Annotated in this window: 29 protein-coding genes and 1 pseudogene; 12 read left to right on the forward strand and 18 right to left on the reverse strand. The window is 37.3% G+C overall.

Annotated features, from left to right (window positions below):
• Positions 1-13 precede the first annotated feature (13 nt).
• Both PQ459_02610 and PQ459_02615 read left to right on the forward strand, forming a co-directional pair.
• Positions 14-1,555, forward strand: coding sequence for a HAMP domain-containing sensor histidine kinase (locus tag PQ459_02610; protein ID WDF47387.1), 1,542 nt, complete (start codon positions 14-16; stop codon positions 1,553-1,555).
• A gap of 92 nt (positions 1,556-1,647) precedes the next feature.
• Positions 1,648-2,337 (forward strand): response regulator transcription factor, encoded by a 690-nt coding sequence (locus PQ459_02615; protein WDF47388.1) that lies wholly within the window; start codon positions 1,648-1,650, stop codon positions 2,335-2,337.
• 61 nt (positions 2,338-2,398) lie between these two features.
• On the opposite strand, the gene PQ459_02620 is transcribed toward PQ459_02615, so the two are convergent.
• On the reverse strand, positions 2,399-3,193 hold the full coding sequence (locus PQ459_02620; GenBank protein WDF47389.1) for a murein L,D-transpeptidase catalytic domain family protein: 795 nt from the start codon (positions 3,191-3,193) through the stop codon (positions 2,399-2,401).
• 244 nt (positions 3,194-3,437) lie between these two features.
• Between PQ459_02620 and PQ459_02625 the strand changes: the two genes are divergently transcribed.
• Together PQ459_02625 and PQ459_02630 are read left to right on the forward strand one after the other, a co-directional pair.
• Positions 3,438-4,199 carry a nitrilase family protein gene (locus tag PQ459_02625; GenBank protein ID WDF47390.1) on the forward strand — a complete coding sequence of 254 codons (762 nt, stop codon included), beginning with the start codon at positions 3,438-3,440 and terminating at the stop codon, positions 4,197-4,199.
• A 19-nt stretch (positions 4,200-4,218) separates the two neighbouring features.
• On the forward strand, positions 4,219-5,040 hold the full coding sequence (locus tag PQ459_02630) for a hypothetical protein (protein ID WDF47391.1): 822 nt from the start codon (positions 4,219-4,221) through the stop codon (positions 5,038-5,040).
• Here the strand turns inward: PQ459_02630 and PQ459_02635 are convergent.
• The 3 genes from PQ459_02635 to PQ459_02645 all read right to left on the reverse strand — a co-directional run bounded on the left by PQ459_02635 (position 5,033) and on the right by PQ459_02645 (position 7,460).
• The gene (locus PQ459_02635) at positions 5,033-5,335 is read right to left on the reverse strand and encodes a thioredoxin family protein (protein WDF47392.1); all 303 of its coding nucleotides are present in this window, start codon (positions 5,333-5,335) and stop codon (positions 5,033-5,035) included. The two genes, PQ459_02630 and PQ459_02635, sit on opposite strands and share 8 nt — an antisense overlap.
• Positions 5,336-5,392: 57 nt before the next feature.
• Entirely contained in the window at positions 5,393-6,802 is a 1,410-nt protein-coding gene (locus PQ459_02640) for an MBL fold metallo-hydrolase (protein WDF47393.1), read from the reverse strand.
• A gap of 181 nt (positions 6,803-6,983) precedes the next feature.
• Positions 6,984-7,460, reverse strand: a complete 477-nt coding sequence (locus PQ459_02645; protein ID WDF47394.1) for a hypothetical protein — start codon at positions 7,458-7,460, stop codon at positions 6,984-6,986.
• Between the two features lie 172 nt (positions 7,461-7,632).
• Here PQ459_02645 and mutS point away from each other — a divergent pair, with 172 nt between their 5' ends.
• Positions 7,633-10,188 carry a DNA mismatch repair protein MutS gene (mutS, locus tag PQ459_02650; protein WDF48680.1) on the forward strand — a complete coding sequence of 852 codons (2,556 nt, stop codon included), beginning with the start codon at positions 7,633-7,635 and terminating at the stop codon, positions 10,186-10,188.
• A 3-nt stretch (positions 10,189-10,191) separates the two neighbouring features.
• Here the strand turns inward: mutS and PQ459_02655 are convergent, their stop codons facing one another.
• Both PQ459_02655 and PQ459_02660 read right to left on the reverse strand, forming a co-directional pair.
• Complete coding sequence (locus PQ459_02655) at positions 10,192-10,386, reverse strand: hypothetical protein (GenBank protein WDF47395.1); 195 nt, start codon at positions 10,384-10,386, stop codon at positions 10,192-10,194.
• A 62-nt stretch (positions 10,387-10,448) separates the two neighbouring features.
• Entirely contained in the window at positions 10,449-11,114 is a 666-nt protein-coding gene (locus PQ459_02660) for an energy transducer TonB (GenBank protein ID WDF47396.1), read from the reverse strand.
• A 71-nt stretch (positions 11,115-11,185) separates the two neighbouring features.
• On the opposite strand from PQ459_02660, the gene PQ459_02665 reads away from it, so the two are divergent.
• From PQ459_02665 to PQ459_02675, 3 genes are read left to right on the forward strand one after another with little or no spacing between them, the layout of a single operon-like run.
• Positions 11,186-11,683: a TlpA disulfide reductase family protein gene (locus PQ459_02665; protein ID WDF47397.1), complete on the forward strand. Its 498-nt coding sequence runs from the start codon at positions 11,186-11,188 to the stop codon at positions 11,681-11,683.
• A gap of 6 nt (positions 11,684-11,689) precedes the next feature.
• Positions 11,690-12,313, forward strand: coding sequence for a thioredoxin family protein (locus PQ459_02670; GenBank protein ID WDF47398.1), 624 nt, complete (start codon positions 11,690-11,692; stop codon positions 12,311-12,313).
• Positions 12,314-12,368: 55 nt separating this feature from the next.
• Positions 12,369-12,761: a DUF2809 domain-containing protein gene (locus PQ459_02675; protein ID WDF47399.1), complete on the forward strand. Its 393-nt coding sequence runs from the start codon at positions 12,369-12,371 to the stop codon at positions 12,759-12,761.
• Here PQ459_02675 and PQ459_02680 read toward each other — a convergent pair.
• Genes PQ459_02680 through PQ459_02695 form a run of 4 tightly spaced genes read right to left on the reverse strand, consistent with a single transcriptional unit; the run spans position 12,740 to position 15,902 of the window.
• Positions 12,740-13,666 (reverse strand): YARHG domain-containing protein, encoded by a 927-nt coding sequence (locus PQ459_02680; protein WDF47400.1) that lies wholly within the window; start codon positions 13,664-13,666, stop codon positions 12,740-12,742. The two genes, PQ459_02675 and PQ459_02680, sit on opposite strands and share 22 nt — an antisense overlap.
• A complete protein-coding gene (locus tag PQ459_02685; GenBank protein ID WDF47401.1) occupies positions 13,663-14,298 on the reverse strand; it encodes a DUF2306 domain-containing protein in 636 nt (211 codons plus the stop codon). Before PQ459_02685 ends, PQ459_02680 begins: the two co-directional genes overlap by 4 nt.
• A 9-nt stretch (positions 14,299-14,307) precedes the next feature.
• Positions 14,308-14,640, reverse strand: coding sequence for a bacteriophage spanin2 family protein (locus PQ459_02690; GenBank protein ID WDF47402.1), 333 nt, complete (start codon positions 14,638-14,640; stop codon positions 14,308-14,310).
• Positions 14,641-14,690: 50 nt separating this feature from the next.
• On the reverse strand, positions 14,691-15,902 hold the full coding sequence (locus PQ459_02695) for an NAD(P)/FAD-dependent oxidoreductase (protein ID WDF47403.1): 1,212 nt from the start codon (positions 15,900-15,902) through the stop codon (positions 14,691-14,693).
• A gap of 167 nt (positions 15,903-16,069) precedes the next feature.
• Between PQ459_02695 and PQ459_02700 the strand changes: the two genes are divergently transcribed.
• The 4 genes from PQ459_02700 to PQ459_02715 all read left to right on the forward strand — a co-directional run bounded on the left by PQ459_02700 (position 16,070) and on the right by PQ459_02715 (position 18,862).
• A complete protein-coding gene (locus PQ459_02700; GenBank protein ID WDF48681.1) occupies positions 16,070-16,564 on the forward strand; it encodes an acyl-CoA thioesterase in 495 nt (164 codons plus the stop codon).
• Positions 16,565-16,642: 78 nt separating this feature from the next.
• Positions 16,643-17,698, forward strand: coding sequence for a thiamine-phosphate kinase (gene thiL, locus PQ459_02705; protein WDF47404.1), 1,056 nt, complete (start codon positions 16,643-16,645; stop codon positions 17,696-17,698).
• 50 nt (positions 17,699-17,748) lie between these two features.
• Positions 17,749-18,555: a M48 family metallopeptidase gene (locus PQ459_02710; GenBank protein WDF47405.1), complete on the forward strand. Its 807-nt coding sequence runs from the start codon at positions 17,749-17,751 to the stop codon at positions 18,553-18,555.
• A gap of 28 nt (positions 18,556-18,583) precedes the next feature.
• Positions 18,584-18,862, forward strand: a complete 279-nt coding sequence (locus PQ459_02715) for a hypothetical protein (GenBank protein WDF47406.1) — start codon at positions 18,584-18,586, stop codon at positions 18,860-18,862.
• On the opposite strand, the gene PQ459_02720 is transcribed toward PQ459_02715, so the two are convergent.
• From PQ459_02720 to PQ459_02755, 8 genes and pseudogenes are all read right to left on the reverse strand, one after another.
• Positions 18,863-19,708, reverse strand: a complete 846-nt coding sequence (locus PQ459_02720; GenBank protein WDF47407.1) for an AraC family transcriptional regulator — start codon at positions 19,706-19,708, stop codon at positions 18,863-18,865. It lies immediately after the preceding gene.
• A 221-nt stretch (positions 19,709-19,929) separates the two neighbouring features.
• Positions 19,930-20,565 carry an outer membrane beta-barrel protein gene (locus PQ459_02725; protein WDF47408.1) on the reverse strand — a complete coding sequence of 212 codons (636 nt, stop codon included), beginning with the start codon at positions 20,563-20,565 and terminating at the stop codon, positions 19,930-19,932.
• Positions 20,549-21,367 (reverse strand): ATP-binding cassette domain-containing protein, encoded by an 819-nt coding sequence (locus PQ459_02730; protein WDF47409.1) that lies wholly within the window; start codon positions 21,365-21,367, stop codon positions 20,549-20,551. The genes PQ459_02725 and PQ459_02730 overlap by 17 nt, the downstream gene beginning before the upstream one ends.
• Positions 21,367-22,119 carry an ABC transporter permease gene (locus PQ459_02735; protein ID WDF47410.1) on the reverse strand — a complete coding sequence of 251 codons (753 nt, stop codon included), beginning with the start codon at positions 22,117-22,119 and terminating at the stop codon, positions 21,367-21,369. The genes PQ459_02730 and PQ459_02735 overlap by 1 nt, the downstream gene beginning before the upstream one ends.
• Positions 22,120-22,149: 30 nt before the next feature.
• Positions 22,150-22,554: pseudogene (locus tag PQ459_02740) on the reverse strand (sugar transferase).
• Complete coding sequence (locus PQ459_02745; GenBank protein ID WDF47411.1) at positions 22,541-23,104, reverse strand: hypothetical protein; 564 nt, start codon at positions 23,102-23,104, stop codon at positions 22,541-22,543. Before PQ459_02745 ends, PQ459_02740 begins: the two are co-directional and overlap by 14 nt.
• A 9-nt stretch (positions 23,105-23,113) precedes the next feature.
• Positions 23,114-23,746, reverse strand: coding sequence for a 7-carboxy-7-deazaguanine synthase QueE (locus PQ459_02750; GenBank protein ID WDF47412.1), 633 nt, complete (start codon positions 23,744-23,746; stop codon positions 23,114-23,116).
• Positions 23,739-24,623 (reverse strand): bifunctional 5,10-methylenetetrahydrofolate dehydrogenase/5,10-methenyltetrahydrofolate cyclohydrolase, encoded by an 885-nt coding sequence (locus PQ459_02755; GenBank protein ID WDF47413.1) that lies wholly within the window; start codon positions 24,621-24,623, stop codon positions 23,739-23,741. The genes PQ459_02750 and PQ459_02755 overlap by 8 nt, the downstream gene beginning before the upstream one ends.
• Positions 24,624-24,689 lie beyond the last annotated feature (66 nt).

Here is a 24,689-nt window from a genome sequence, read left to right on the forward strand (position 1 = left end):
CTTAAAACAACTTATGAACAACAAATTCATTCCGATTATTTCTGTATTTATGACAATCTCGTTGATCGTTTTTGTCTCTTTACAGTTGTATTGGATTAAAGAATTATATACGTCGCTTGAGCAGGATTTCTCCAACAAAGTCTATTCCGCATTAGAAACTTCGACTCAAAAAGTAAATCAGATCGAGGTCAACAAATATTGGAATGAGACCTATGGCGGCGTTGGGAAAGAAGTTTTGGCATCGGCTAATCAACCTACAAAGACTTATATCCAGCAAAGTTCAGATTCGGCAAACCGTTCTAATATTCTATTTCAAACGAGCATTGTAGAAAAGCAGAATATTCCGGTTTCTGCAAAAGGCGATACGCTTTATACCACGAAACTCTACAAAGACGAAGGTCAATTGAAGCTGAAAAGAAACTCACCAGAACCGCTTACAACCAACATCAGTAGGGACATCGATAATAATTCTTTCCAAATGAAGGAGTTTGCGAGGTTGAGCGCAACGAATCTACCAATTGAAAAAAGAGTCGATAGCAAAACCATAGACTCCGTGATCTCCAAAGAATTGAGACTCAAAGGAATTGACACCAAATTTGGTTACGGCGTCATCAATAAAACCAACAAATTGACGACGGTTGCAAATAATATCTATCTCGATCAAAAAGATAAGACCAATTACACCTATCCGCTTTTCACAGACAGCAAAGACAGAACGCTTTACACCTTGGCCATCGTTTTCCCGAGAAAAGATTACTCTTTGGTGAAGCACAATTTGCCAATGCTTTTGGGAACCTTCATCTCATTGTTGACGATTCTTGGGATCTATATTATTTCCATTAATTATATGATGCGTCAGAAGAAAATCGCGGAAATCAAAACGGATTTCATCAATAATATGTCGCACGAGTTCAAAACGCCTTTGGCAACCATTTCCGTAGCGGCAGATTCTTTGGCCAATGATAAGATCGCGACCAATCCTGATAAAGTGAAATACTACTCCGGATTGATAAAGCAAGAAAATCTCAGAATGAAAAAGCAGGTGGAAACTGTGCTGAATATGTCCAAATTAGAACGAAACGAAATGCCTCTCCATTTGAAAGAAACCAATGTGAGACAACTGATAAAAGACGTGGCAGAATCTTTCCGCCTGATTGTGGACCAGCGAAACGGCACTTTGACAACGGACTTTAACGCAACCAAATATAATTTTCTGGTGGATGAATTTCACATCTCGAATGCCTTGATCAATCTTTTGGACAATGCGAATAAATACTCACCAGAAACGCCAGAAATAAGAGTCAGCACACGAAACGAAGGCAACTTCTACGTCATCGAAATTTCTGATAAAGGAATGGGAATGGATGGCACCAATAAAACAAAGATTTTTGAAAAATTCTTCCGAGAGGAAACGGGAAATATCCACAATGTAAAAGGGCAAGGTCTTGGATTGTCATATGTAAAGAAGATCATTGAGATCCACAAAGGTCAAATTTCCGTAGATTCTCATAAAGGAAAAGGAAGTACGTTTACCATAAAATTGCCAATGGTTTAGAATATAAACAATAAATGAAGCTTGATAAACAATTCTAAAAATCAAATATCATTTATCTCAAATCAATTATTAATCAAAGTAAAATTAAAAATATGAGCAATAGAATATTATTAGTAGAAGACGACCAGAGTTTTGGTGCAGTTCTGAAAGATTACCTTACGATAAACAACTTCGAGGTTACCCTGGCGACCGACGGAGAAATGGGACTGAAAGAGTTCACAGAAAAAGAATTTGACATCTGCATCTTTGATGTGATGATGCCGAAAAAAGATGGATTTTCTTTGGCAGAAGATGTGAAAAAAATCGATAAAAACACACCGATTATTTTCCTGACTGCGAGAAACTTGCGTGAGGATATATTGAAAGGTTATCAGATCGGAGCAGATGACTACATCACGAAACCATTTGATACGGAGCTACTTCTTTATAAAATCAAAGCAATTCTACAAAGAAGTGCCGTTTTGGAAAACGAAGATCAGGAACAATTCAAGATCAGCAATATCTTCTTCGACTCGATGCTTAGACAATTAAGAGTCAATGAGAATGATTACAAATTATCGCCAAAAGAAAACGAACTTCTGAAATTGCTTTGTATCCATAGAAACGACTTTATGCCAAGAGATCTTGCATTGAGAAAGATCTGGAAAAAAGAAAATTACTTCACCGCAAGAAGTATGGATGTTTATATCGCAAAGCTGAGAAAACTATTGAAGGACGACGATGGACTAGAGATCATCAACGTTCACGGAGAAGGTTTCCGTTTGTTGGTAAAGAATCCTTAACATAAACAAAAATCCCTTCAGAGTCTTTCTGAAGGGATTTTTTCTTTCCTTTACTTTTTACTTAATTCGTTGCCATTTTCTGTTCCGGAGAACCTAAGATCTGGTCTTTTTGTTCGTTTCCTTTCAGCCATTGTGAGCTCGAAAGATAATTTTGATCTGGATAATAGATAAAGAGACAAGTTCTGTTTTTTATCGTGTTGATGATGGGTTGCGCCAATTCTCTAGGAACTGCGGGACATCCCCAACTTCTCCCCAATCGCTTTTCAGCTTTGATAAAATCCTCACTCACGTACTTTGCGCCGTGCATCACGATGCATCTTTCCAGTGCCGCATCATTGTACCCTTTGTCCATTCCGAACAATCTCAAGGAATAGCCGTTGTCTCCGTTGTAAGTCTGCTCTGTGACGTAGAATCCGAGACTTGACTGGTGCGAATCCTCCGTGTTGGAAAAATTCATTGCAAACTCTTCACCTGTTCCTTTTCCGTGGGCTACCAGGGAATTGAACAGTATTTTTTTCTCTCCAGTATCGATCACCCAAAGGCGTTTTCTGTTGGAAGACAAGCTGAAATCACAGATCGAAAGCACTTTCGATGTCTGTTCCAGTTTGCCGGATCTTTTCAAATTTTGGAATCCTAAAAATGCTTTTTCAAAGACTTCAAAATTCAATTTTTCTCCTTCAAACTGTAGATTGTTGTACACTTCTTCCGCTTCATTCACTGGTGAGAAATTCTTTTTAGGACTAAGTTTTATTTCTTTGATTGTCATTGGAGATGGAGAAAGATTCTCGGAGCTCGCTGGAAAAAAAGAGGTTGTGATCAAATAAAACAATCCTAATAATAATGGGAATTTCTTCATAAATTAATGATATTTCTTTTATTTTTTAGTGGTGCAAAATTACAATTATATCATTTTCAATAAGTTATTGCAGTAGCTTTTAACAGTTCTTTAGGAAACTTTAACTCAAAATGACAATTTATGGACGCTTTTTATTAAGATTTCATTATGATAAATCACTATGTGCGATGTTAAGCTTGAAATCTTGATTCAAATGATAGAAACGAATTATAAATTAATAAATTGCATTATTAATAGTGAAGATATGTCAATACTCAAAATCGCAGGTTTAAACTTGGATATCGCTTGGAAGGCTAAAGAACAGAATTTCAGAACGATAGAAAATAAATTTTTGTATACAAAAGCTGATATTTTTCTGCTTCCAGAAATGTTTTCGACAGGATTCTGTATGGAAGCTGAGGAAGTGGCGGACCGACATTTGGAAACTTTGACCTGGATGAAATCCTTCGCCAAATCAAAAAATTGTGCTGTTGCTGGAAGCGGGTCTGTGGAAGAGAATGGGAAATTCTACAACCGGTTCTACTTTGTTTTTCCGGATGGGAATTTTGAATACTACGACAAAAGACATTTGTTTTCCTACTCTGGTGAAGATAAGATCTATACAGCCGGAACAGAAAGAAAAATCGTTGAATACAAAGGTTTCAGGATTCTTTTGCAGGTTTGTTTTGACTTGCGTTTCCCAGTTTTTTCCAGAAATCAAGATGATTACGACGCGATTCTGTATGTTGCGAATTGGCCAAGTTCCAGAGTTGAAGCTTGGAAATCTTTGTTAAAAGCACGTTCTATCGAAAACCAATCTTTTCTTTTTGGATTGAATAGAATTGGAATTGATGGTTACAAAAATGATTATGAAGAAAGTTCGTTGGTCTATTTCCCTGATGGAAAAGAAATTTCAAAAGGAGAAAATAATATTGTTCTTTCTGAATGGAATTTGGAAGAACTAAAGGAATTTCGGACCAAGTTTCCGTTTTTGGCGGAGAGAGATGAGTTTAAAATTAAATTGTAGTTTTGCGAAAATATCAAATATGAAAAAAATATTTACATTGTTGTATTCAATTTTCATTTTATTTTCTTGTTCCAGAGATGATGATAAAGAACAAACACAAAATGATGATGCTCTGATTACAAAAATGAGTCTTATATTATACCCAAATTCTTTACCTTACAATAACTCTGAATTAAGCTTTTACTTTCAATACGATAACAACAAACGTTTAATTAAAAAAACAGGAGGCTTTTTATCTGTTTCCGGTTCTAGCGGATATAATGGCTTTTTTACAGATAAAATTTATACAACTTTAACTTATATAAATAATAAAGTCACTGTAGGAAACTTCTCATCTTCTCCCGACTTTACAGTTCCTAAAAACTCTAAATATTATACAATAGATAACAATCAAATTATACAAAAGGAAGTTCCCAATACTTATTATGGTAGTTATCGTGATGAAAAACATACATTTAAATATACTAACAATAAAGTTGTGGAAATCTCTACAACATTACCAAACCTGCCATACTATCCACCAGATGATTATATAGAAACTTATCTGGAAAAATTCTATTATGACACAAATGGAAATTTGACAAAATCGGAATACTTTGAACAACACGATGGCATCAATAAAGGAATAAAAATAGTCAGGACTTTTGGAGATTATGATAATTCTATTAATCCTTTTAAAAGATTTTATTTGTTGGATGAATATTTTTATAGATCAATCTCTAAAAATAATTTTAGAAAATACACAGAAGTTAAATATAATGAGGCAGGAAGTATTATATCAAATTCAGAACAGGCTTGGACTTTTAATTATGATTCGAGTGGAAATATTATAATCAATTAGAATACTGCTCCAACACGCCAACCAAAGAATTCACATCGTGAACGCCGCTTTCTTTCCAAAGCATTTCTCCATTTTTGAAGACCGCTAAAGTCGGAACACCTCGCACATTATACTGATTGGCGATGGACGGAAATTGGTCGATGTCAATTTTAACAATTCTGGCTTTCTCGCCAACTTGCTCTTTTACAGAATTCAGTACTGAAGATTGCACTTTGCAAGGCTGACACCAAGTGGCAAAAAAGTCAATGAGAACCGGGCGTTCGGATTGAATGAGTTCTTGAAATTTTTGTGACATTTTCTTAGATTTAGAGGTTACACTTTAGTGATTCACCAAAATCCGTGCAATAATCATTTAAAGCGTCTTGGTCTGACAAACAAAATTGCTCGTCGGCACTTTTTCGAATTTTTTTATTTCATTAAAACCACCTTGCACTTCTGTAAAATTACGATAACCTCTTGATTGCAAAATACTTGCCGCGATCATACTTCTGTAACCACCAGCACAATGGATGTAAAAATGCTCAGAATTGTCAATTGCGCCTACCCAATCATTGATATAGGCCAAAGGCTTGCTGTATGCCTCATCGATGTGCTCTGCTTCGTACTCTGTTTCTTTTCTTACGTCAATAACTTTCTGACCTTCAGAATATTCTGAAACAAACTGTTCTGCAGAAATCCTCTTGACCTCATCGATTTCTTTTCCAGAATTCTTCCAGCTTTCAAAGCCACCGTCCAAGAATCCGACCACGTTATCAAATCCAACTCGGCTAAGTCTTGTGATCACTTCTTCTTCAGTTCCCAGATCTGAAACCAGAATAATCGGCTGTTGCACATCCACAATCATCGCTCCAACCCAAGGCGCAAAATCACCTTTGATCCCGATGTTTATTGAATTTGGCACAAAACCTTTATGGAAATCTGCCGCACTTCTTGTATCCAAGATCAATGCTCCAGTTTCTTCAACTGCAATCTCAAAATCTTCTACTGCGATGGGGTTATTTCCCTTTTTTAGAACTTTTTCAAAACTTTCGTAGCCACCTTTGTTCAGTGCTACATTCATCCCGAAATATTTTGGAGGTGCTGTCAAACCATCCAAAACCTCATCGATAAAACTCTCTTTGGTTGGCTGATTCAGCGCGTAATTGGTTCTTTTTTGATTTCCCAAAGTATCTACCGTTTCTTTCTGCATATTCTTCCCACAAGCAGAACCAGCACCGTGCGCTGGATAAACAGTGATGGAATCATCCAAAGGTAAGATCTTGCTGTGAAGACTTTCGTACAACATTCCTGCTAGATCTCTTTCAGTGATCTCGCCAGATTTCTGAGCAAGATCTGGTCTTCCTACATCACCTAAAAACAAGGTGTCGCCAGAGAATATGGCCGTTTCTTTTCCATTTTCGTCAATCAGAAGATAAGTTGAACTTTCCAACGTGTGACCTGGCGTGTGAAGGACTTTTATTTTGATTTTTCCGATCTCGAAAATCTGTTCATCTGTTGCAATGATCGCTTCGAATTCCGGTTTTGCCGTTGGTCCGTAAACGATAGGTGCATCTGTTTTTTTGGATAGATCCAGATGTCCGGAAACAAAATCAGCGTGAAAATGGGTTTCAAAAATATATTTGAGTTTGACCTGGTCTTTTTCCAAGCGTTCTAAATAAGGTTTGATCTCTCTCAACGGATCAATGATCGCTGCTTCGTTCCCAGAAACAATGTAATAGGCTCCTTGTGCAAGACAGCCTGTATATATTTGTTCGATTTTCATTGTAAATCAATAGATTATATTCAAAAGCCAAAGAAGTATCTTCCATTTCGACTTTTGATCATACAAATATGAGACTATTTAAAATAACTATAAATAAATTTTAACTGATATTATTTATGATTCCGATATAAAATTAAACAGTTGCTTAAATTTACTAAAACAGAATTACAAGTCTAAACAATTACTTGATCAACATATATATTCCCACACCGACAGAGGCGTAAGCCACAACGGTGATGATATCGGCTGTTCGGTTGGAAAAACGTCTTTCTGCAATCGTGGATTGATCGATCTGGTTCTTATGAAACTTAAGTACCTTTTTTGGTTTGTGGATCACGTGAGCGACCAACGTGTCGCTTTCCCATTTGTCCACTTGGATCTTATATGGTTTTCCGCCGACGTCGATTTTGAAGTATTTGTTGGCTTCCAGTTTTTCCTGAATACCCTGTGGCTGGTTTGGTTTGTTACCAGTGGAGCTTCTATTCCTCTGCGAAAATTCCATATTTGCCCTTGCTGCGGTCACTTTTCCTACCGCCACATCTGGTTTTACAGGCGGTTTTTTAGTTTCTTGAGGTTTTTCATCACTTTCTGTCTTGACTTTGTAGGTGTAACAGCTTATCAGAGAAAACGATATAAGGAGGAGATAAATATTTTTCATTAGCCAAATTTAAGAATTAAACGGATTATTTCTGATTTTCTTTTAATTAAGAACGTGATTAATAGTTAAAAATTCCAAATATGACAATGATCGTAGCCAAATAATCTCTGAATTAATTCGTATTTTAGCGCTTCTAAAAATCAGAACTTTGGCTAAGAAAGAAACTCCTTTAATGACGCAATACAACACCATCAAGGCAAGATATCCTGATGCACTTTTGCTGTTCCGCGTGGGAGATTTCTACGAGACATTTGGCCAAGATGCAATCAGAACGTCTCAAATTTTGGGCATTGTTTTGACCAAAAGAGCCAATGGCGAAGGTCACATCGAGTTGGCAGGATTTCCGCATCATTCAGTGGATTCCTATTTGCCAAAACTTGTGAGAGCCGGATTGCGTGTTGCGATTTGTGACCAATTGGAAGATCCAAAAACGGTAAAAGGCATCGTGAAACGTGGCGTGACAGAATTGGTGACACCCGGCGTGACGTTCAACGATCAAGTTTTGAGTTCCAAGAAAAATAATTTCCTGCTTTCTCTTCACAAAGAAAAAGAGAAATACGGATTGGCTTTGGTAGATGTCTCCACGGGAGAATTTCTCGTGAGCGAAGGCAACTTGGAAAAATTGCTTCACATCGTTCATACTTTTGATCCAAGCGAAATTGTCTACCAAAGAACGACTGAACTTCCGAGTCAATTAAAAAACAAAAGTGCTTTCAAGCTAGAAGACTGGGCTTTCCGATATCCTTATGCTTACGAAAAACTGACTGCTCATTTCAAAACGCAATCTTTGAAAGGTTTCGGGATCGAGGAACATAAATTGGGCGTAACTGCAGCTGGAGCCATCTTCGCTTATTTGGTTGAGGATACGCACCACGCACTATTACAACACATTACAAGAATTAATTTGATTCCGCAAGATGATTATCTGATGATGGATGGTTTCACTCTAAGGAATCTGGAAATCGTTTATTCTGCCAGTCAGCAAGGAAAATCGCTTTTGGATATTATCGACAAAACATCTACGCCAATGGGTGGAAGATTGTTGAGAAGACGAATCATTCTTCCTCTTAAAAATATTGGCGATATCAACAGAAGACTCAACCTCATCGAGTTTCTGAACAAAGAAGATGCTTTGAAATATGACATCAAGGATCTGTTGAAAGGCATTTCTGACCTTGATAGATTAATTGGAAAATTGGCCGCCGAAAAGATTTCACCGAAAGAATTAGGTTATCTCCGTCAATCGGTTGTTAACATTCAGGAAATCAGAACAAAACTGTTGAAATTTCCGAATGTTTTGGCTTGGCTAGACCCAATTATCAATCTTGATGAGCTAATTGATTTTATTAAGAATCATTTGAATGATGAACTTCCCGTTAACATCAGCAAAGGCAATGTCATCCGAGAAGAAATTTCCGAAGAACTGGACCATCTGAGAAACATTCAAAGTAAAGGTCGCGGTTTCTTGGACGAGATGTGCCAGCGCGAAATCGAAAGAACCGGGATCACAAGTTTAAAAATCGATTTCAACGGGGTTTTTGGTTACTACATCGAAGTTCGAAATACACATAAAGACAAAGTTCCAGCTGAGTGGATCCGTAAACAAACTTTGGTAAATGCCGAACGTTACATCACGGAAGAACTTAAAGAATACGAGACTCAGATTCTTGGTGCCACGGATAAAATCAGCGCGCTTGAATTTAAACTTTACAGAAATGTCTGCGACAATGTGATGATCTATATCGATCAGTTGCAGGAAAATTCAAAATTGATTGGCGAATTGGATTGCGCGGTTGGTTTATCGGAATTGTCGGTTGAGGATAATTACACCAAACCAATTCTCAACGATTCTTTCTCCATCAATATCCAAGAAGGACGACATCCGATCATCGAAAAATCTTTACCTCTTGGCGAATCTTACATTCCGAATGATGTTTTTCTGGACAGAGATTCACAACAAATCATAATGGTCACCGGACCGAATATGGCTGGTAAATCAGCAATCTTAAGACAAACCGCGATCATTTCTTTGCTCGCTCAAATTGGAAGTTTTGTTCCAGCGAAACACGCTGAGATTGGAACTTTAGACAAAATTTTTACCCGAGTTGGTGCGTCGGATAATCTTTCTGCTGGCGAATCGACTTTTATGGTGGAAATGAATGAAGCCGCGAATATCCTTAATAATATCTCGGACAGAAGTTTGATCTTGCTTGATGAGATTGGGCGTGGAACTTCCACTTACGACGGTGTTTCCATCGCTTGGGCAATTGCAGAATATCTCCATCAACATCCAACGCAACCGAAAACGCTTTTCGCAACGCATTATCACGAGTTGAACGAAATGTCCATTAATTTTGAGAGAATCAAAAATTTCCACGTTTCCATCCAAGAAGCAAAAGGAACAATTATTTTCTTAAGAAAATTGATTTCTGGCGGAAGTGAACATAGTTTCGGAATCCACGTGGCAAAGCTGGCTGGAATGCCGTCGAAAGTGGTGAATCGTGCGAATGAGATCTTGAAAACTTTGGAATCTAACCGATCAACCCAAGAATCTGGTGACAAAATAAAACGTGTGACCGAGGAGAATCTTCAGCTTTCGTTCTTCCAATTGGATGATCCGGTTTTGGAAAACATCCGGGAAGAACTCACAAAAATTGACATCAATACTTTGACGCCAATTGAAGCTTTGATGAAGCTGAATTCAATCAAGAAGATGATTGGTAAATAGGCTTTATTTAGCTGAATCTTTTTTTACCGCTACCGTATCAACTTTATTAGAATCTGTAGAAAGTGATGCGGAATCCACGCCTTCATTTCTCATATGTTCTGCGCTGTGATCGTCTTTGCGCTGTTCACGCTTGTCTTTGTCTGGGATACAGCTGGTTGCCAATAATGCTAACGAACTGAATATTAATAACTTTTTCATTGGAGTAAATTTTATGGTTATGTAAAGCTAATACTGTCAAAAATCAAACCGAATTGATTTATCTATCTTGCATTAATTTCTAATGGTAATTTAAAAATTTGACTTACAACAGCTCCATTTATTATTGCTGGGTTCCATCTTCCTTTTATTTTTGAAACTGCACGAATCACTTCTTTATTTAAAGATTCATTATCACCAGTTACATTAATGTTACTAATCTTTCCGTTTGTTTCTACAACAAATGAAATCTCACAAAACATATTTTCTTTTTCTTTGATCTTCTTCAAAGAAATTTTTTCTTTAACTTCTTGTATGAATCCTTCGTTAGTTCTAAAATAGGTTGGTTGTGTATCATTCTCAAATTTCATATCTAAAGGAACTTTATATCGAGATCTCACAGCAACTCCATTTATCTTTCCTGGAATCCACTTTTCTTTAATTTGTGAAATAGCACTTACTGCTTCGTCATTGAATTCCTTATTATCACCAAAAGCTTTGACGTCTGTTATATTTCCTTCTCTATCAATTATAAAAGTTAATTCGCAATGAATATTTTGATTTCCATTGGACAAAATCTTGTCCGTTCTTATATTTTTAGAAATCATTGTTCTGAATACTTGATTACCTTTGGGAAAATAGGCTTTCTCTTCAATTGCATTCTTTTCTTCATTTTGGGAGTACGCAAAAATGCTTAAGAGAACTCCAAATAATAAAATAAGTTTTTTCATAGTTATTTTTTCCAAAGATATTGATTTACAGAATTTGATGGAAGTGTCAAAAACTATTTTTAAATTTGAGTATGAAGATTTTATTAAAATTCCTTTTGCTGATTTTTCCTTTGATGATGAATGCGCAGGTTCAAAGCGATGTTTCATTAATCAAATATGAAGATCTGGAAAAACATCTCCAACAGTCAAAAGACAAGTTTGTAGTGGTCAATTTTTGGGCAACCACTTGCGCACCTTGCGTGAAGGAACTGCCACATTTCATCGAAATCAACAAAGAATATTCCCAAAATCCGGATTTCAAAATGCTCTTAGTTTCGCTTGATATGGCGAGAGACAAAGAGAAAGTCCTTAATTTTATAAAAACCAAGAACCTGACCGCCGAAGTTGTGATTTTGGATGATGTCAAGCGGATGAACACTTGGATCCCGAGATTCCAGAAAGATTGGGAAGGCGAAATTCCGGTGACTTTATTTTATAAAAACGGAGAAAAAGTGTTCTTCAACAACGGCGAAATGTCGCTTGAAGAATTGAAAACCGCGATCGATAAAAATTACAAATCATCAAAATAAAACATTATGAACAAATTAAAATATCTCTCGTTTGGATTAATGATGATCTTAGGATTGTTAAGTTTTTCATCAATTAAAAAAATCAATTCCGGATATCAAGTTGGTGATGAAGCCACAGATTTCAAATTGAAAAACATTGATGGAAAAATGGTTTCTCTCAGCGATTACAAATCGGCGAAAGGTTTTATCGTGATTTTCACTTGCAACCGTTGTCCGTACGCGAAGAAGTACGAGGACAGAATCATCGAGCTCGACAAAATGTTCAAAAGCAAAGGTTATCCGGTGATTGCAATCAATCCGAACGATGCGACGGTACAGCCTCAGGACGGTTTTGCAGAAATGCAGACGAGAGCGAAGGAAAAAGGTTTTACATTCCCATATTTGGTGGACGAAGGTCAGAAGATCTATCCAATCTATGGCGCTACAAAAACGCCTCACGTTTATATTCTGAAAAAAGAAAATGGAAAAAATATCGTGAAATACATCGGCGCAATCGACAACAATTACGAAAATCCAAACGATGTTTCCGAGTTTTATGTGCAAGATGCGGTGAATCAATTATTGAAAAATGAAGCCGTGAAAACGGAGAAAACTGTGGCGATTGGTTGTACGATCAAAGTGAAAAAATAAAAAAATCGAGGTAATAATTTCCTCGATTTTTTGTTATAATTTATAAACTATTCCCGTGAAAACTAATTTTAAATTCAGTCTAAAAAACCTTCTGATTGCCATCGCCATTTTCTTAGTAGAGATCCTGATTGCGACCAAACTCAAAGATTGGTTTTTCGTGAGAGCCTATCTGGGCGACGTTTTCGTGGTGATGCTAATGTATTATTTCATCAAGGCATTCCTAGATTTTGAACCTGTAAAGTTGATCATCGGCATCTTTATTTTCTCTTGTTTGATAGAATTCCTACAATATTTCCACTTTGCCGAAGTTCTCGGTTTTAAAGACAATCGGTTGATGATGATTGTCTTGGGAAATTCATTTAGTTGGCTGGATATTCTTTGTTATTTTGCGGGATGCGTGGTTTTATTCTTGATTGAAGGCAAAGCCTATCGCCCAAAAGTGTCGTAATGGTCTTCCGCATACTTTTCGAAACGAGCCAACAGCGCAACATTTTCTTTTTCAAGTGGCGTCAAGTCTGCATCCACATTGTTTGAAACTGGAACATACCAATCTGCATTTTCAAAAAAGCTGCGATAGGTTTCCTTTTTGAATGAATAGCCGTGACGGGCAAAAACCGTATTTCTAATAATTTGAAGATCCAATTTTCTAAGGTTTTTCAAATCTTTCTCAGTCAGTTTTTGCTTTGAGGCGTTGATTTTGAAAACACTATCGGAAGCACTTCTGTAAAAAGTAAGTTCGGAAATTTGCGTTTCGCCTTCATTGTTTACGTATGTATTTTTCTTTGCTTTTCCGTCGTTCCAATCCACGGGATTTTCATAATCATTTTCTTCAGAATTATCCTTGGAAAGCATAAAATTTGGATTGTAGGCAAACTCTTTTCTTGTCAGTTTCAAAGTTTTTTCAGGCGATTTGACCGATGATTTATTAAAGGCGATCCAATCTCCAATCAAGCTATCTTGTTTCAATTTCAATTGGAATCTTCCATCAGATTTATCATTTCCAGGCTCATCAAGAACAAATCCCAATGTATTTTCATTTAGAATGCCTTGGAAAGGTCTTTGATTCCCATTCACAACAGAATAGCCGTAAACACTGTCTTTTGTGATTCGGTTGATCTTCACAGAGATTCTTTTATATTCTTCTATTCCATTGTCATATTCTCTTGAATTTCGCTTTGTATTGAATTCGCCAGTGTAAATGCCGTACCACTCTTTATGAAATTCCTGCTCCACTTCTTTTTTAGAAACCAAAGAATCGGTTTTGATGTTTTCGTTTGATTTCTCTTCTTTCTTACAAGAAATTACTGCAAGGGCGAAAAACAGACTTGCGAAAATTAGATTAATTCTTTTCATCGATTTTGTTTTTTGATTAAATATTCCACAAATAATAAGTTCGGAACCCACCCAAGCCAAGCAATAATTTGATAAACATCCATCGGATTGGGATGGAATAAATATACTAAAATTACCTTCCACATCCGCAATGTAATTGCAGAAAGCGCCAATGCGTAACTGCGCCACATCCAGAATTGATGTTGCTGAATATTGCCTTTCCTGATTTCAACATAGGATTTATAAGTCGTATAAAACCAAAGTATTCCGAGGATAACAAACGACACTTTCGCCACCAATCCGCCATTAGCAAAAACACCGATGTAAACTCCTGATAATGAGGATAAAAGCAAGGTTGTAAAAACATAGATCCGCCCAGAAAACCGATGCAGATATTTCAACTTCTTATCAAAAAAAACAGCAATAAATCCTGCCATCAAAGCAAAAATACTGCTGTAAACGTGTACGTAAAAAATGGAAAGATATTCCGGTCGGGAAGTGACTTCGGTTTGTTTTATCATCAGAAAACTTACATTAGAACTCACGGGAACGTAGTCTAAAGTAATTTTCAACATCAGTCCAAAAAAATATATAAAAACAATCGCAAGAATTACTCTTACAATTAGACCTTTGGACGTGATAAAACGGAGCATTGCTCTGGATTAAATCGGAATAAAAATAACTGCTGCAATCGCTGCAAGCCCGATGATCGCAGAAACCAAATAATCAGGTTTTTTGATTTCCCTAACCTCGCTTTTCTCAATTTCTACCATTTCGCCCGCTTTGTTTTTCCCGTAGATCTTGGTTGCATCTACTTTCAAAACTTCCACTTTTTGAGATTTTGCATCCTTGGTCTGGATGGTGTAAGTTTTATAAAGATCCAATGAGTTATCTTGCATCGGTTTCGAAGGTGAAACCACTCTCGTAGAGCAAGAAGCGAGGATAAAAAACATTGATAAAACTAGAATTTTGGTAATATTTTTTGAGAATTTCATTTTATTTTATAAAAATTAATTATGATGGTAAAGTTAGCAAAAGATTTTATTTATAATGAATTAAGATGTTGTGAAATCAACCAGCCTTCGCTCCAGCAAGCCTGAAAATTAAATCCACCTGTAACAGCATCTATATCAAGAACTTCGCCAGCGATGTAAAAATCAGAAAGAATTTTTGAAGCCATATTTTTAAAGTTGATTTCCTTCAAATCTACGCCACCGGCCGTTACGAATTCATCTTTGAAAGTCGATTTTCCGGTAACTTTTAATTTTTTAGCACAAAGATTTTCCAGAATCAGATCTAATTCTTTTTTTGTGATATTAGCGATCTGTTTTTCTGGATTGATATGATTAATTTCAAGGATCTTGTTCCAAAAACGATTGGTTACATCAAATATTTTTGATTTCTCAATAGATCGTTTCGGATTGCTGTTTTTGAATTCCTTCAATTCTTCTTCGGCTTCCGAAATTGGTTTCGAAATGAAATTGACCTCGATGTCAAAATTATATTTCAGCTTAGCCAAATTTCTCGCTTCCCAAGCCGAAATTTTCAAAACAGCCGGACCAGAAAGTCCCCAATGCGTGATGAGAAGTGGCCCAGATTCTTCGGTTTTCAAACTCGGAATGCTGACTTCGGCATTTTCAAAACTTGTTCCTGGAAGATCTTTCAACAAATCATCCTTAATATTAAAAGTGAAAAGCGAAGGAACCGCCTCCACAATTTTGTGCCCAAGATTCTGAATCAATTTTACAGATTTCGGAGAACTTCCAGTCGTGTAAATCACAATATCTGCTGTGAAATCGCCCTGTTTTGTTTTAATCAAATAAGTTTCTTCTTGTTTAATAATCTCAGAAACAGAAACCTGCGTTTTGACTTCGAAGTTTTTATTTCGAACTTCATCAATCATAGCATTGATGATGCTTTGCGAAGAATCTGTGGTTGGAAAAACGCGATTGTCTTTTTCAATTTTCAAAGGAACATGTCTGGTTTCAAACCAATCCATCGTGTCGCCTGGTTGAAACTTGGTGAAAACGCTCAGCAATTCTCGATTGCCCCTTGGGTAAAAATTAACCAATTCTCTCGGATCAAAGCAAGCGTGCGTCACGTTGCATCGTCCCCCTCCGGAGATTTTCACTTTCTGCAAAACATCGGAGTTTTGCTCGAGGATTGTTACGTGATATTTGTTCTCATCAAGATTTGCAGCGGTGAAAAAACCAGCTGCGCCTCCACCTATGATGATTATTCTTTTCTTTTTTGACATTAATTTAATCTTATAAACCAAGATGTCGCTCCGCTGGAGCTCTAAGTTGATGCTTCTAATTATTCTACCAATATGTCACGACTTCGTCGCTATTATTCTATGCACAAAATTACATTTTTAAAATCCACCTCAAATGGTTAATTTTGAAGAATATTAAAATCGGAAAAATGTCTGTGTATTATCATAAATTTGAAGTGAGATGGAGCGATATCGACGCCAACCGTCATTTGGGAAATTCAACTTATGTTGACTATTGCTCGCAAACGAGAATGGCTTTTCTCAACAAAAACAAAATTGGGTTGACGCAACTCAACCGTTGGGGCGTTGGTCCCGTGATGATGCACGAGAAATATTCTTTCTTCCGAGAAATCTATGCAGATCAGACCGTTTTTGTAGGTTTGGAAGTCGCCTCGATTTCGGAAGACGGCTCTATCTACCAGTTTGTTCACAAATTTTATCTTCCAGACGGAACGCATTGTGCAACAGCAGAAGCAACCGGGGTTTGGATTGATGTGATGCTGAGAAAAATCACAACGCCGCCAGAAGATATCATCCTGGTAATGAACGAATTCAAATCTGAGAACGTGAATATCATTACGAGAGATTTTCTGAAAACTCTGCCCTTCCGACCGGAGAATGTTAGTCCGGAAATATTTAAATAAATGATTGATGACAATCGATAAAAGATTTTTTTCGCTTGTCATTAATCAATCATCATTAATCAATTATCATTTATAAAAATGCTCGAAGATAAATCACAAGAACTCACGCCCATTTCCAAATTGGGAGAATTTGGTTTGATAAAACATTTGACGGAAAATTTCCCAATTGTTCAGAATTCTACAAAACTTTCCATCGGCGACGATGCGGCGATTATTGATGCGGAAGGTCAAAAAGTTGTTGTTTCCACGGATATGTTGGCGGAAGGTGTTCATTTCAATTTAGGCTATGTCCCATTGAAACATTTGGGTTATAAATCTGTTGTTGTCAACCTTAGCGATATTGCCGCAATGAATGCAACGCCGACTCAAATCTTGGTTTCCGTTGCTGTTTCCAGTCGTTTTCCAGTGGAAGCCTTGGAGGAAATCTATGACGGAATATCTTTGGCTTGCAACAGGTACAAAATTGACTTAGTTGGCGGAGATACAACAAGTTCCAACGCTGGTTTGGTGATAAGCATCACAGCCATTGGACTTGAAAAAGAAGAAAATATTGTCAAAAGAAGTGGCGCAAAACCAAATGACCTTTTGGTGGTTACCGGAGATTTGGGAGGCGCTTATCTTGGACTGCAGATTTTGGAAAGAGAACATTCGGTTTTTCTGGCAAATCCAAATATGCAACCCGAAATGGAAGGATTTGATTACATCTTAGAAAGACAATTGAAACCAGAAGCGAGAACGGATATCAAGAAAAAATTAGAAGAACTGGATATTTTACCAACATCTATGATCGATGTTTCAGACGGTTTGGCTTCGGAAGTTCTTCATTTGTCGGATCAGTCGAAAGTGGGTTTCAATGTTTATGAAGAGAAAATCCCGATGGACGAAACTACGATTCATACAGCTGATGACCTCAACTTGAATCCTGCAATGGCTGCTTTAAACGGTGGTGAGGATTATGAACTATTGTTCACGATCTCTCCTAATGATTTCGATAAAATCAAGAATCATCCAGACTTTACAATTATTGGTCACGCAACTGAAAACAACAAAGGAAATTTCCTGATCGCCAGAGGTTCCAACCAACTGATTCCTTTGACAGCACAAGGCTGGGACGCGTTCCTAAACAAAGAATAATTTTTGGAATAGAACTTGTAAAACACAAACAATATTTAAAATATAAAACGATGAAAATTGTAAAAATTTCAACACTTCTATTAGCTGGTCTGGGAATTACGGCTTGCGTGACCAATCCGGTTACAGGAAGGTCATCTATACAAATTGCCAACAATAGCGAAATTGCTACTGCTGCCGCGACTGAATATAGAAGCACACTTTCCAGTGCAAAAGTTGTAACAGGAACTACAGATGCCAATAGAATTAAAAATATTGGTGGCAAAATCAAAAATGCTGCCTATGCATATTACAAATCTATTGGGAGAGAGTCAGATTTAGCTAATTATAGCTGGGAATTTAACTTAATCCAAGATCCGCAGCTTAACGCTTGGTGTATGCCAGGCGGAAAAGTAGCTTTTTATACAGGTATAATGCCTATTTGTAAAGATGATAATGGCGTTGCAGTAGTAATGGGACACGAAGTATCTCACGCTTTGGCGGGCCACGGAAACGAAAGAATTTCGCAGGCTATGCTTGCGCAGTATGGTGGAGGTTTAATAGGTGGATCAATATCAAATAGTCAATGGGCAGGAGTTTTCGAGAAAGTTTATCCAATTGGCGCCCAGGTCGGATTGATGGCTTATGGTAGAAAACAGGAGTTAGAAGCCGATAAAATGGGACTTTACCTAATGGCAATGGCAGGCTACGATCCACGAACATCTACATCATTTTGGCAAAGAATGCAAGCTGCATCTACCGGCGGAAGAAATCCAGAATTTCTTTCTACGCACCCAAATCCTGAAAACAGAATTGCCGATCTAAACGCTGATATGCCAAAAGCTTTGGAATATTACAAAGCGGCTGGAGGTAAACTATAATTCACTACATTAGTAAAAACATTTGAGAATGAAAAGTTTAGTTGTAATAGGAATTATTTTGCTGGGACTCGGCGCATTGCTTTTTTATCTTAATGATATGGCAATTGACCTTAGAGTTATTTACGGTGCACTTTCCGGCATCGGTATCGGGTTGATCATTGGCGGATTGGTTGGCTATGTCAGCAAAGGTAACGCGGTGAAAGAAGCGCAATTGAGAAGAGAATTCAAAACACTTCAGCAGGAAAAAGCAGAGTTAGAGTTAAAAAAACAAAGCATTGAGAATAATCCGAACACCGGAAGTTATTAATTAAAGACTTCGGATGAATTGACCAGGCGTCGTCTTGGTATATTTCTTAAAGATTTTATTGAAATAAGTAATATTATTAAAACCTGTAGCATAGCAGCTTTCTGCTATGCTTTTTTCTTGTGAAAGCAGGATGCAGGCTTTATCGATCCTGTATCTGTTCACGAATTCAACAAAAGTGAGGGACGTTGCTTTTTTGAAAAAATTACAGAAAGCCGGTTTGGTCAAATTAGCAAGATCGGCCGCTTGCTGAATATCAACCTCATTTTGATAACCATTCTCAACATAAGTAAAAACAGCTTCCAATCTCACTCTGTTTCGGGAAACAATTGTGTAAGGCATTATTTCGGTATTCAGGAGCTCATAGTCATCTGTTTTGGAAAGTTCAAAAAGAAGATCTAAGAGCAAAAGATATCTTGTGTAGCCTTCTGCTTTGGTAATCACTTCTAGTTTTGGAATAATTTGTTTCTTGACCTCAGAAGAAAAGAGAACACCGTAGCGAGACATCTCCAAGAGTTTCTTGATCGAATTACTGTCCGTCTCACCTTCTGGCAACGAAAGAATCTCTTCCTTAAACAAAATTACGATTTCTTCGTGTGGATCGGTTGCATTGAGACCAAGTCCGGAATGGGGAATATTAGAACCAATCAAAGCCAAAGCACCATCTTCGAAATGACTTTTGTGGTAGCCAACGTGTCTTGTTCCTTTGCCTTTTAGCACGCAAACAATCTCAAATTCAGGATGATAGTGGTATTTCCAATTCAATTCCGAGATTGGAATATCTTTGATGTGCAATACTTTGAAGGAGCTATTCTCGTCGGGAGAAATATGTTCTAGAATTACTTTCATTCCAGTTAATACTTATTTTGCGTAAAAATAAGCAAAACATATTAATATTGTTATGTTTTTTATTATTTGAGTTAAACAAATATTTAATGATTGCCTTTACATTTGTAAAACAAAATCAAGTTTCTCACAAAGTATTGGTTTTGTGAATTTTTAAGGTCTATATATGAAGAAGGCTGGAAATTAATTTTTCCAGCCTTCTCATATTTTATATAGTATTATGACTATTTGAAGTTATAACCGATACCTAAGATGAACATACTTGGACGGTTGTCATATCTGATCTCTGTTTCGCTTCCAGCAATTCCTGCTCCAGCGTTGATGAACTTTCTGGTATCTTTAGAGAAAGCCCCTTCGTATCTTGCATTAAGTACAAATTTGGACAGTGTTGCCTGCGCACCTATTTGGTAACCAACAGTAAACTCTTTTGTGCCATTTTCTTTGAAGTCAGCATAGGTATTATCTGTAGAAAGGTTATATGATGCAACCGGACCAACAAAAGCAGCTAATTTTCCTAAAAGGAAGTTATGTCCTAATAAAACCGGAACGTCTATTCTATTGCTTTTCGCTTCTATTTCTACATCACCTGTTGTTTCAACACTTTTTTTGAAAGAGGTGTAATAGATCTCTGGCATTACGAACCATCCACTCACAGGAAAGTCCACTTTTGCAGCTAGACCTACGTTAAAACCTGTGGAATTGCTACCTTTTGTATCTACAGCAGTATTTACAGCTCCTTTAAAATTTTCCCAACTTGCAGACGATGTGTCTAGTAGGACATTGGTTCTCAATCCAAATGTTACTTGCGAATAAGCCATTGCTCCTAGGAATATGGCAAGTGTACTAATTAGTTTTTTCATTGTTGTCTTCTGGTTTATCATTAATTAAACTTGTTTGATCATTTTCCAACATAAATTCTCTCAGCTGCTTGAACAGTTCTGAGGAATAAACGAAGTCTATAAGGTTTTTATTCTTTGCTGTGGTCAGCATATTTTTGTCACCTTCCCATTCTTTGATTCCTAATCTCAGGTAAAGGATCTTCTCCCCGATTGTCATTACAGAATTCATATCGTGGGTATTGATAATGGTGGTTGTGTTGTACTCTCTTGTGATTTCCAAAAGAAGGTCATCAATAACGTTTGATGTATAAGGATCCAATCCGGAATTCGGCTCGTCACAGAACAGATATTTCGGATTATTTACGATTGCTCTTGCAATGGCAACTCTTTTCTGCATTCCTCCGGAGATTTCGGAAGGATATTTTTTGTTTGCCTTATCCAGGTTTACGCGGCCAATTACTTCCAGAACTTTTCTTTTCTTCTCACGGTAAGTCAGATTGGTAAACATATCCAATGGGAAACTGATATTTTCCTCAACCGTCATAGAATCGAAGAGAGCACTTCCCTGGAAAACGGTTCCAATTTCCGAGCGAAGAATCTGCTTTTCTTCTCTGGACATTGTCACAATATCTCGTCCATCAAATAAGATTGCGCCACTGGATGGCTCATAAACATTGAGGAGAGACTTCAGAAAAACTGTTTTTCCGGATCCACTTTGCCCAATGATAAGATTGACCTTACCGGTTTCGAAAGAGGTCGTAATGCCTTTCAATACCTCAACTTCATTATTGAAGCTTTTTCTTAATTCTTTAACTTCTATCATTAGCTGAGTAACATCTGGGTTAATAGTAAATTCATAATAATTACGGAAATCATTGTCCAAACTACGGCTTGTGTACTGGCACGTCCAACTTCCAGAGATCCGCCTTTGACATTATATCCAAAATAGGCTGGAATTGTCGCTATCAAAAATGCAAATACTGCAGTTTTCAGAAAGGCATACCAAATAAAGTAAGACGGCATGTACATTTGGATTCCTGTGATGTAATCTGCCTTTGTCCAGCTGCCTGTCGCCAGTCCGGCAATATATCCACCCCATATTCCCACTACAATACTGATTGCAATAAGGATCGGATTGAAGACCACACTGGCTACAATCTTGGGTAAAATCAAAAAGTTTGGAGAATTGACGCCCATAATATCAAGCGCATCAATTTGTTCTGTAACACGCATTGTTCCGATACTGGAGGCAATATAAGAACCCACTTTCCCTGCGAGAATTACGGAGATAATGGTGGGAGAAAATTCTAATATTAAGACCGTTTTTGTAGCATACCCTACAAAACTATTTGGAATAGGAAATGATGATGCACTGAAATTATTAAACATCTGGATGGCTACAACTGCACCCACAAAAAATGAAGTAAACAATACCAATCCAAAGGAATTAACACCAAGATCATAGAATTCTCTTACAAGGAGTTTCAGGTATACATTTCTTTTCTGCGGTTTGCTGATAGCTTTGCCCAACAGTATAAAATATTCCCCGATGGAAGTAAATAGTCGTTTTAACATAAAACAAAATTAGTTCTTTTCTTATAAATATCAGCGCGCATTTTTGTCACCAACGATTATCAGAAACAAAGTTTTGAGAATGATTACAATATCCATGCTAAAACTCCAGTTTCTGACATAAAAAGAATCAACAAGAATTCTTTTTTTCATCCCTCTGTTCATATCACCTTAATCACCTCTGAGGCCGCTGACTTGTGCCAGGCCGGTAATACCCGGTTTTACCATGCTTCTGAGGCTGTTCCTTCTGATTTTCGGTTTGTAGTAATCATCTACCAAAAGCATATGCGGTCTGGGTCCTACTACAGACATATTCCCTTGCGGTACATTGATAAACTGAGGCAATTCGTCCATACTTGTTTTTCTTAGAAATTTCCCGATTTTGGTAATCCTATCATCATCAACATCTGTAGTTTTATCTAAATCATTGGATTTCATGGATTTTGGCAAAATCGAAGTAATCACTTGGGTAATCATAGATTTTGTATCCGTAATCTTTCCTTTGTCGAATGATATCCTTCATAATTTCCGAAGACGCACTTTCTCCAATAAACATAACATTCCTGTGATTGATCCCAAGAGTCCTGATATATTTTAGAAGGAAAAAAATAATACTCTTGATGGGAATCACCACCAACAGTAGGATTCCTGCCAGATAAAATCGTTCGGTTTTAAGAAAATCATTGTTGCTGACCTTCGCCAACAAAATTACACCTATGAAAAAAAAGAAAACGTGAATTAGGATTCGTTCAAGAAAAATGGTGTAGGTCACGTTTCTTGGAATATGATACAATCTGGTTCTACCACTCAGCAGAAGCCAGAAAAAGCACAGCAGCAAAATGGACAACAGGTTCTGCTCCAAAGTTTCTGAATCATACTTAACCTCAAAATTCCTGAAATAATAAAAACAAAATACTGCCGCTACCAGAATCATATCTAGTAGAATCACAAATGTTTTAAAATATCTGGAATATCTTAGCCGCTGCATAAATCAAATTTAAGGAATATTCAGATACTTATGCGTTTGGATGGAAGATCTCCATCTAGGATTTTCCAGGATGAAATCTGTGATCTTCGGATACATCGCATCACGCTTGCTCCACTCACTTTGAAGGTAGAGTTCGCAGTTTGCATTGACCTTGTTGCCTTGCTCTTCAGCAAATTTGAAATCATTCTGATTAAAGATGATCATCTTCAATTCGCTGGCAACATTATAGATATCTGCTAAAGGAAGTCCGGTTTTCTTTGGAGAAAGCGTGATCCAGTCGAGATGTCCGCTCATCGGATAAGCGCCGGAAGTTTCGATATGGATTGTACAACCCAATTCTTTTAGCTTTGAAGTTAAAATATCGAGATTCCACATCAATGGTTCGCCTCCTGTCAGAACAATGGTTTTGCAAATTTTTGCGGCAGTTTCTGCGATCTCTTCCGTATTCATCAATGGGTGAAGTGTCGGGTCCCAGCTTTCCTTGACATCACACCAATGGCAGCCAACATCGCATCCGCCTAAGCGAATGAAGTAAGCCGCTTTCCCAGCGTGAAATCCCTCTCCCTGAATAGTGTAAAAATGCTCCATCACTGGGAGCATTTTACCTTCTTTTAATAATATGTCTTCTTGTTCTTTAGTCATTATAAACCGAAGTTTTATAGGCAATGATGGTGTTTTTCATCAGCATTGCGCGCGTCATTGGTCCTACTCCACCGGGAACAGGCGTTATCCAATCTGCTTTTTCTGCGCAGCTGTCAAAATCTACATCACCAGCAAGATGATAGCCTTTTTCGGACTCATCTTCTACACGGGTAATCCCAACATCTACGATCACCGCGCCTTTTTTGATCATATCTCCTTTCAGGAAATTAGGATCGCCCAAAGCTGTGATCACAATATCTGCCTTTTTTGTATATTCCTCTATTTTCTCTGTGTAAGAGTGTGTAAGCGTTACCGTAGAATTTCCCGGAAAATCTTTTCTTCCCATCAGGATGCTCATTGGCTTCCCAACAATGCGGCTTCTTCCGATGATTACACAGTCTTTACCTTTTGTTTCGATATTGTATCTTTCCAATAAGGTCAAAATTCCAAATGGTGTAGCTGGTAGAAAAGTGTCCATTTCCAAAGCCATTTTCCCGAAATTCTCTGGATGGAATCCATCTACATCTTTTCTTGGATCGATTGCCATAATGATCTTTTCCTGATCGATCTGCTTTGGCAGCGGCAACTGAACGATGAATCCGTCAACTGCTTTTGATTTATTAAGCTCATCAATCTTTTCCAATAATTCTGATTCAGAAACCGTGCTTGGAAACTTGATCAATGAAGATTGGAATCCAACTTCCTCACAATCTTTCACTTTGCTGTTCACATAAGCCTTACTTGCGCCATTATTTCCAACAAGAATTGCTACCAAATGTGGTGCTCTTCTATTGTTGCCAAGGATTTTTTCAACCTCTTCTTTGATTTCAGCTTTTACCTCTTTTGAGACTTTGAGTCCGTCTAGAATTTGTGCCATTTTAATTTTCTTTTTACTTTTAGATTTATGTTAAAAATGAAGTATTCCTTTCCCAACACCACATTT

Origin of the sequence: Chryseobacterium sp. KACC 21268 (assembly GCA_028736075.1) — a bacterium.
In the GTDB taxonomy this organism is placed as follows: domain Bacteria; phylum Bacteroidota; class Bacteroidia; order Flavobacteriales; family Weeksellaceae; genus Epilithonimonas.

Coding starts and splice junctions, on each gene's coding strand:
- PQ459_02755 (WDF47413.1), bottom strand. CDS start 24,623: ATGGCACAAATTCTAGACGGACTCAAAGTCTCAAAAGAGGTAAAAGCT.
- PQ459_02745 (WDF47411.1), bottom strand. CDS start 23,104: ATGCAGCGGCTAAGATATTCCAGATATTTTAAAACATTTGTGATTCTA.
- PQ459_02660 (WDF47396.1), bottom strand. CDS start 11,114: ATGAAAAAACTTATTTTATTATTTGGAGTTCTCTTAAGCATTTTTGCG.
- PQ459_02620 (WDF47389.1), bottom strand. CDS start 3,193: ATGAAGAAATTCCCATTATTATTAGGATTGTTTTATTTGATCACAACC.
- PQ459_02695 (WDF47403.1), bottom strand. CDS start 15,902: ATGTCAAAAAAGAAAAGAATAATCATCATAGGTGGAGGCGCAGCTGGT.
- PQ459_02635 (WDF47392.1), bottom strand. CDS start 5,335: ATGTCACAAAAATTTCAAGAACTCATTCAATCCGAACGCCCGGTTCTC.
- PQ459_02670 (WDF47398.1), top strand. CDS start 11,690: ATGAACAAATTAAAATATCTCTCGTTTGGATTAATGATGATCTTAGGA.
- PQ459_02685 (WDF47401.1), bottom strand. CDS start 14,298: ATGCTCCGTTTTATCACGTCCAAAGGTCTAATTGTAAGAGTAATTCTT.
- PQ459_02690 (WDF47402.1), bottom strand. CDS start 14,640: ATGAAATTCTCAAAAAATATTACCAAAATTCTAGTTTTATCAATGTTT.
- PQ459_02730 (WDF47409.1), bottom strand. CDS start 21,367: ATGATAGAAGTTAAAGAATTAAGAAAAAGCTTCAATAATGAAGTTGAG.
- PQ459_02750 (WDF47412.1), bottom strand. CDS start 23,746: ATGACTAAAGAACAAGAAGACATATTATTAAAAGAAGGTAAAATGCTC.
- PQ459_02630 (WDF47391.1), top strand. CDS start 4,219: ATGAAAAAAATATTTACATTGTTGTATTCAATTTTCATTTTATTTTCT.
- PQ459_02640 (WDF47393.1), bottom strand. CDS start 6,802: ATGAAAATCGAACAAATATATACAGGCTGTCTTGCACAAGGAGCCTAT.
- PQ459_02645 (WDF47394.1), bottom strand. CDS start 7,460: ATGAAAAATATTTATCTCCTCCTTATATCGTTTTCTCTGATAAGCTGT.
- PQ459_02680 (WDF47400.1), bottom strand. CDS start 13,666: ATGAAAAGAATTAATCTAATTTTCGCAAGTCTGTTTTTCGCCCTTGCA.
- PQ459_02710 (WDF47405.1), top strand. CDS start 17,749: ATGAAAATTGTAAAAATTTCAACACTTCTATTAGCTGGTCTGGGAATT.
- PQ459_02665 (WDF47397.1), top strand. CDS start 11,186: ATGAAGATTTTATTAAAATTCCTTTTGCTGATTTTTCCTTTGATGATG.
- PQ459_02655 (WDF47395.1), bottom strand. CDS start 10,386: ATGAAAAAGTTATTAATATTCAGTTCGTTAGCATTATTGGCAACCAGC.
- PQ459_02610 (WDF47387.1), top strand. CDS start 14: ATGAACAACAAATTCATTCCGATTATTTCTGTATTTATGACAATCTCG.
- PQ459_02725 (WDF47408.1), bottom strand. CDS start 20,565: ATGAAAAAACTAATTAGTACACTTGCCATATTCCTAGGAGCAATGGCT.
- PQ459_02715 (WDF47406.1), top strand. CDS start 18,584: ATGAAAAGTTTAGTTGTAATAGGAATTATTTTGCTGGGACTCGGCGCA.
- PQ459_02720 (WDF47407.1), bottom strand. CDS start 19,708: ATGAAAGTAATTCTAGAACATATTTCTCCCGACGAGAATAGCTCCTTC.
- PQ459_02735 (WDF47410.1), bottom strand. CDS start 22,119: ATGTTAAAACGACTATTTACTTCCATCGGGGAATATTTTATACTGTTG.
- PQ459_02625 (WDF47390.1), top strand. CDS start 3,438: ATGTCAATACTCAAAATCGCAGGTTTAAACTTGGATATCGCTTGGAAG.
- mutS (WDF48680.1), top strand. CDS start 7,633: ATGACGCAATACAACACCATCAAGGCAAGATATCCTGATGCACTTTTG.
- PQ459_02700 (WDF48681.1), top strand. CDS start 16,070: ATGTCTGTGTATTATCATAAATTTGAAGTGAGATGGAGCGATATCGAC.
- PQ459_02615 (WDF47388.1), top strand. CDS start 1,648: ATGAGCAATAGAATATTATTAGTAGAAGACGACCAGAGTTTTGGTGCA.
- thiL (WDF47404.1), top strand. CDS start 16,643: ATGCTCGAAGATAAATCACAAGAACTCACGCCCATTTCCAAATTGGGA.